This window comes from Streptomyces sp. NPDC097981 (assembly GCF_040302565.1).
Classification (GTDB): Bacteria; Actinomycetota; Actinomycetes; order Streptomycetales; family Streptomycetaceae; genus Streptomyces.
The window spans coordinates 1-6,075 of the sequence record NZ_JBEORW010000122.1 but is presented as its reverse complement, the minus strand read 5'-3'; the positions used below and the strand labels follow the sequence as shown (position 1 = coordinate 6,075).

Sequence of the window (6,075 nt, the reverse complement as noted above, 5' to 3'; positions counted from 1 at the left end):
CCGTGGTAGGCGCGGATGCGTTCGGCGCGGCCGTGGCGGGTGCCCGCGGAGCGGGTACCTGAGCGCTGCGCGCTCAGGACGGAACGGCCTCGCTGCGCTCGGCCGGGGCCCTTCGGGCCCGGCTCTGTGCTTCGCTCCGAGCCATGGTCGGCCCTTCGGGCCGGAGTCCTGCGCTTCGCTTCGGACTGGCTCTGGTTCCGCTGCGCTCCACCAGAGCGGGCCTGCTGCGCAGGCCCCAGGGCTCCCGTTGGAGGTGACCCCGTTTCACGGGGTCCGGGCCTCCGGCCCGTTGGGCGGGTCCGCTTCGCTCCCCCGCCCTGGGTCTTCCGGCTCCGCCTCCAGACCACGGCCCGCTCCGCGGGCCGAGCTGGCAGCAGTAAGGAGGCCGGTCGTCGGGCTCTGTGCTCCTCTAGCCCAGGCGGGCCAGCAGGTGGGCGTCGAGGAATCCCCGTTCGGAGGCCGGATCGTGGAGCAGCCGGGCGAAGGGGACGAGTCCGGCTTCGGTCAGCAAGTCGGCGAAGCGGTCTGCCGGCCAGCTGTAGGCGGGGGTCACCTTGTGGTCGAAGCGGATCGGCTGCGGCTCTTCGGTCGCGAAGAAGGAGACCAGGAGCAGGCCTCCGGGCGCCAGGACGCGTACTTGCTCGGTGAGGAGCTCGGGGAGTTCCCCGGGCGGAGTGTGGATCATCGAGTAGTGGGACAGCACGCCGCCGAGGGCGCCGTCCTCGACTGGCAGGGCCTCCATCCGCGCCTCGTCGAACCGCAGCGCCGGATGGGCCTGCCGGGCATGGTCGACCATGCCCGGGGAAAGATCGAGCCCGAGGACGTCCAGCCCCAGATCGTGCAGCATGGCCGTCAGATGCCCGGGCCCGCACCCGACATCGGCCACCCGCAGGTTCCCCGTCTCACGCACCAGCTCGGCGAAGGTGGCGATCATGTTCCGCGAGAACGGATGCGACTCCAACCCATCAGCGAACATCGACGCATACAACTCGACGACCCCGTCATAGGCCGCCCTCGTCTGCTCCTGATGGTCCATCACGGGAAGAGAAGCTAACACCGTCCACGATCAGAACCGTTCCCCGGCCCCATACCGACTACACCGGCCAGGCACCCAGCCATCTGATTCAATCTAAATAAGAGCTAGACTCTGGAAAGATCATCCCATACCAGATTCACTGACCGCCGACAGTCGCAAGAACGTCATCGCTTGTCACCATCAACACAGCGACCTGTCCGGTTGACTGAACGAGAGACCAGGTATTGCGCAGGTCAAAGCGGAAGAGGCCGGGGAGTGCTGACACGATGAGATAGCGTCCCGGCACATGGTGTCCGACGACAACGAAGAGCGAGCAGAGCACAAGACGGACAAGACTACCGAGAAGGCTGCTGCCGGCATGCGGCTCGTGGAGGACCTCGTTGCTCAGGTGCCCGGGTTCGAGGACGCCTACGAGAGCCACGTCTTCAACGAGAACGGGGTGCTCCCGCACCTGTTCTTCTGGGACGTCGTGCAGGACACCGTGCGCTCCTACCTGGTAAAGGGCGACCCGGACGGCCCCGACTGGCGCCGGGTCCTTGCCTTCCTGGAAGAAGAGACGCGGCATCGCGCGCCCGGGGCAATCGAGGTCATCGTGACCTCATTCTTCTGCGACCTCCCATACAAGGGGGAACCCGGGTACGGCATCGAAGCGCATCTCGGGCCGGCCATGAAGGAGAGGTACCTACAGCTCCGACCCTGGCACGGGCAGAGAGCCCGGACACTACGGGGAAGCCGACGGCGTAGACGTCTGTCGTGGCCGCTCTCCTGCAGATTCGCCGGCTCTCAGCGCAGGTGGCGAAGCTCGCACAGTCCGTAGTCCGGCGGCAGCCACCCCATCTTCCGCCTCTCGATGGTCCTTCACGTGTGCGGAGGCGGGTACGGGCAGCCCTGCATCAGATCCGGTTCATCCCTGGCACACGCAGGCATGAAGACACGCTGAGGGGATTTCAGGACCTCATCGGTGGGGGACGGGTACGCCCGCAGCACGGAGTCTGGTCTCGGTGAGCGCGGTCAGCCGGGCCGCGACCGGTGCCTGGTCCTCGCGGTGGTTGTTGATCAGCTTGTACTGAGCCGAAGCCTTGGCCCATGCCTGCAGGCTGGCGTGATCCCCCAGCAGCGCGGGGTTGGCGAGGTAGCGATCGGCCATGGCCGTCGCGAGTTCCTCGATCCTCGGGTCGTCCGGTTCCCAGGTCTCCGCCTCCCAGCCGCGCTTGATCAGGTCGACGTACTCGGGGTCGTCCAGCCCGTGTTCAAGCTGTATCAGGAAGCCGTCGAAGCCCTCCGGCACCAGCGCCCGGGCCAGCACCAGGGCCTCGCGCTGCGCGGCCACATAGTCGGGGCTGAAGCCTAGGCCGGGCATCCGGTCCAGGACCGCGCAGGCGCGGTCGGGCAGCAGGACCCGATCACCGTCGGCGAGCCGGTGCAGCATGTCGCGGCGGGCGACCAGCTCATCGATGCGTTCGGTGAGCTGCCGCTCGACGTCGGTGAGCGCGGCGTCGAACTGCGCCGCGTCGGCGTCGAGCATGGGCCCGATCTCGGCCAGCGGCACGCCCGCGGCGGCCAGCGTCCGCACCTGCACCAGCTGCAGCAGCTCGCCGGATCCGTACCGCCGATAACCGGAGCTGTCGCGTTCCGGCTCCGCGACAAGGCCGAGCTTGTGATAGTGCCGCACCGTCTTCACCGTGACGCCGACGAACGCCGCCGCCTGCCCGATCGTGACTCCGCTCCTCATCAGCCCAGCCTGCCGCAGAACACCTCGCCGACGAAACGCTGCTGGGCGGTCTGGAATGCCGGTGCTATCGACAAGCCGGCATCGTCCACCCAGGTCAGCCCGGCAGTCAAAGTTGTGCTGCCGTCCGGGGTGCCGTACATCAGCGCCGCCGAGCCCATGGTGGCGCCGTTGTGGTGGAAGACGGTGCCGCCCTCCGTTTCCTGCGCGAACACTCCCAGGCCGTAGCCGACCGTCGCCTCCGGCGTGCGCATCTCTGCCAGCAGCTCGGCCGACAGGAGCCTGCCGCCCATCAGCGCGGAAAAGTACGTATGCAGGTCCCTAGTGGTCGAGATCATGTCACCCCCGGCTCCGACCCAGGACGGGTTCTGACGGGTGACATCGACCGTCCGCTCCTGCCCGGCGTCCTCGTAGCGGTAGTAGCCGTGGTTGTGCGGCTCGGGGATCTCCGGCGAGGCGCCCGGCGCCACGGTGCCGGTCATCCCCAGCGGCCCCAGGACCAGCCGCTGCAACTCCTCGGCGAACGAACGGCCAGTGACCTTCTCGACCACCAGCCGGGCCAGCACGTAGTTGGTGTTGGCATAGCTCCAGCCCTCACCCGGCGCGAACCGCGCCGGCCTGGACAACGACAGCCGGACCAGCTCCTCGGGCAGGTAGCTCTTGAACCGGTTGTCCACCCACTCCCGGCCCTGCCAGGGAACCCCCAGCACGATCGTCCCGTCCTCGTAGAGCTCGCCGGTGTGGTTGAAGATCCCACTGGTGTGCTGCAGCAGCATCCGCACAGTGATCCGCCGGTCGAGACCGAACTCGGGCAGGTAGTCACTGACCGGCGTATCCAGGCCGATCCTGCCCTCGGCCACCAGCATGAGCACCGAGGTGGCAACGAAGCTCTTGGTACTGCTGCCGATGCGGAAGTGCCCGTCCGTCAGCGGCTCGGCACTCCGGCCCAGCTCGCGCATACCCGCGCTGCCGACCCACTCGCCCCGCTCGTCGTTCACCCGGATCTGGACCCCGACGAAACCGGACTCGGCCAACTCCTCGATCACCTTCTGCAGCTCCGGACGATCCTGGACCTGGCCGGAAAAGTTGGTGGACATGGCGCTCCTTCACATCGGTTGTGCCCGCATCGGCGTCATGCCGATGCGACGAGCCTCCACGCTGACCCAAGGTCAACCTCAACCGTGATCCAGCCCACAGTCGCTTCCAGCCGGTACGGCTGGCACCGGAGGGGCTCCTCCTGTGGCTCGGTCCGACCGATCGCCCCGGTCACGGCCCGCTCCCGCGCGTCGAGAGAAGCTCCAGCCCCAGCGGCGTACAGGAGTGCCAGACCGTCCTGCCGTCGCGCTGGGCGGTGATCAGACGGGCGGCGCGGAGGGCCTTGGTGTGCTCGGAGACCGAGGACTTCGCCAGGCCCAGATCACGCACGAGGTCGGTGCTGGTACGGGGGCGGACGAGCTGTTCCAGGACGGCGGCGCGGGTACGGCCCAGCAGGGCGGCCAGGGAGTGGCCGGTCGCGGGGTCGTCCAGCAGGGGCAGCGGGGCGAGGGCGGGATAGACCAGGAACGTCCCGTGGACGTAGCGGCCGACCAGGGGCCGGCCCGTCCAGAAGACCGACGGCAGCAGGGTAAGCCCCTGCCCGTCGAGGGTGACCTCGACGTCGTCGGCGCTGTCGAACTCGAGCGTGGAGCCGTTCCAGCGCGCCCCCGCGGTCAGGCCCTCCAGCGTCGCGCGCAGCCCCTGGCCGGCGAGGGTCTGGAGGCGCCAGGCGCGCTCGGCGTCGAAGCCCGCGCGGACCCGCTCCCATGGTCGGGCCAGCACGCCCCCGATCGCCGCGCGCACGGCGTCCTCGAGGGTCCGCCGGGCCTCCCGGTCCCCCTCTGCCAGCAGGCGCGCCCAGGGCGTCGGGCGGCGGCCCGGCGCGTGGATCCGGACCAGCTCCCCGCGGACGTACGGGACGGGCGCGGACAGGACCCGGTCGAGCCCCTCCTCGGTGCCCCGGCTCGGCGGGTCCAGGAACAGCGGCCCCTTGCCGGTGGCCGGCACCAGGTCCAGCAGCGGCCGGGCGGCGCCAGGCAGGGTCCGGGCCGTCCGTTGCCGCCACGGGGCGAACAGCGGGTCGGAGCGCCGGAGCGCCGCGAGGGCGAGCGTCAGCTCCACCATGGGCGCCGGCTCGTCGGCGAAGGTCACGCGGAGCAGATCCTCGGTGGTGAAACGCACCCGCAGCACTGGGCCTCCCTTACACGGGGGCGGGTGCTCGCGCCCGGTTCGGCGAGAGACGAACCGGTCGCGCGGCCCCGCGCCCCTGTCCGATGGTGGGAACCGCGAAAGTCGAGTGTCGTCGCCGCACCGGCGGCCACGTGAGCGACGAACCGGTCGTTGTGAGCCGGACGACGCAACACGTGCCAGGCGTCGGGAGCCCGCGAAGATCCGCCCGACAGGCCGGCAAGGCACGAACAGAAGGAGTGACATGTCTCGTAACCCATCCCGGCACAAGGCGGTCCTGGTGGCCGCCGCTTCCGTTGTGGCGTTGGCTTCTTTAGCCACACCAGCCCTGGCGAGCAGTGACCGCGCTGCCCCGTCCAACACGTCGCAGGCGAAGTCGGCTGGCCTCACCCAGACCCAGGCCCTCGTTCTGCAGAGGAAGGTCGACAGCTACCTCGAGCGAACAGCGCGAGGGCACCAGACCGGACCGAACACCATCGCCTTCCCCGGCGGGCAGATCACGGTTGCGGTGCCGGGCGAGCGCTACGCCAGAGACCTGCGCACGACACACGCACCGCTGGAAGCAATGAACTGCAACTACGGAAACTTCTGCGCAACCGTGGATGGGGATTCCACCCAGAGGGACTACTACTACTGCGGAACGTACGGTGTCGGCTACAGCGGTTCAGGGGCATGGATCAACAACCAGACCCAGAGCAGGCGGGTCCGCATGAACCTCACCAATGGCCGGACCTACACCACGCCCAACGCCTTCTACCAGGATCCCACTGCCAACTGGACGCCTGTGTACCAGCTCACGACGTGCATCCCGGGGTCCTGATTCGCGCACGCGAAAGCGCTCCCCTGGAAGAGCAGCGGAGCGCTCTCACAGGCCCTGTTCCTGTACGCCGACTACCCACACCCGGCTATGGCCCCGCAGGTAGCACCGGGCCAGTTGCTCCATCCACGCAAGAGCGTGTCTGAAAGATCGCGTAAGTCCGTGACATGACAGCCTGAAGTTCCCCCTGTGCTGTGGACAGCCTGATACTGGGACGGAAGGTCCCGGAGAAAGCAGTCCTGGCAGTGAGTAAGAAGAGCAACACGAGCA

Annotated in this window: 6 protein-coding genes; 2 read left to right on the top strand and 4 right to left on the bottom strand. The window is 68.6% G+C overall.

What is annotated here, in order from left to right; translation table 11 throughout:
• Positions 1-409 precede the first annotated feature (409 nt).
• The gene (locus tag ABTY04_RS40115; RefSeq protein WP_502996826.1) at positions 410-1,036 is read right to left on the bottom strand and encodes a class I SAM-dependent methyltransferase; all 627 of its coding nucleotides are present in this window, start codon (positions 1,034-1,036) and stop codon (positions 410-412) included.
• A gap of 286 nt (positions 1,037-1,322) precedes the next feature.
• Between ABTY04_RS40115 and ABTY04_RS40110 the strand changes: the two genes are divergently transcribed.
• Complete coding sequence (locus ABTY04_RS40110; RefSeq protein WP_352218372.1) at positions 1,323-1,853, top strand: hypothetical protein; 531 nt, start codon at positions 1,323-1,325, stop codon at positions 1,851-1,853.
• A 138-nt stretch (positions 1,854-1,991) separates the two neighbouring features.
• Here ABTY04_RS40110 and ABTY04_RS40105 read toward each other — a convergent pair whose 3' ends face one another.
• From ABTY04_RS40105 to ABTY04_RS40095, 3 genes are all read right to left on the bottom strand, one after another.
• Positions 1,992-2,768 (bottom strand): MerR family transcriptional regulator, encoded by a 777-nt coding sequence (locus ABTY04_RS40105; protein ID WP_352218371.1) that lies wholly within the window; start codon positions 2,766-2,768, stop codon positions 1,992-1,994.
• Positions 2,768-3,862 carry a serine hydrolase domain-containing protein gene (locus ABTY04_RS40100; RefSeq protein WP_352218370.1) on the bottom strand — a complete coding sequence of 365 codons (1,095 nt, stop codon included), beginning with the start codon at positions 3,860-3,862 and terminating at the stop codon, positions 2,768-2,770. The genes ABTY04_RS40105 and ABTY04_RS40100 overlap by 1 nt, the downstream gene beginning before the upstream one ends.
• A gap of 169 nt (positions 3,863-4,031) precedes the next feature.
• Positions 4,032-4,991 carry an ArsR/SmtB family transcription factor gene (locus ABTY04_RS40095; RefSeq protein WP_352218369.1) on the bottom strand — a complete coding sequence of 320 codons (960 nt, stop codon included), beginning with the start codon at positions 4,989-4,991 and terminating at the stop codon, positions 4,032-4,034.
• Between the two features lie 277 nt (positions 4,992-5,268).
• Here ABTY04_RS40095 and ABTY04_RS40090 point away from each other — a divergent pair, with 277 nt between their 5' ends.
• Positions 5,269-5,808: a hypothetical protein gene (locus tag ABTY04_RS40090; protein WP_352218368.1), complete on the top strand. Its 540-nt coding sequence runs from the start codon at positions 5,269-5,271 to the stop codon at positions 5,806-5,808.
• The last annotated feature ends 267 nt before the right edge of the window (positions 5,809-6,075 follow it).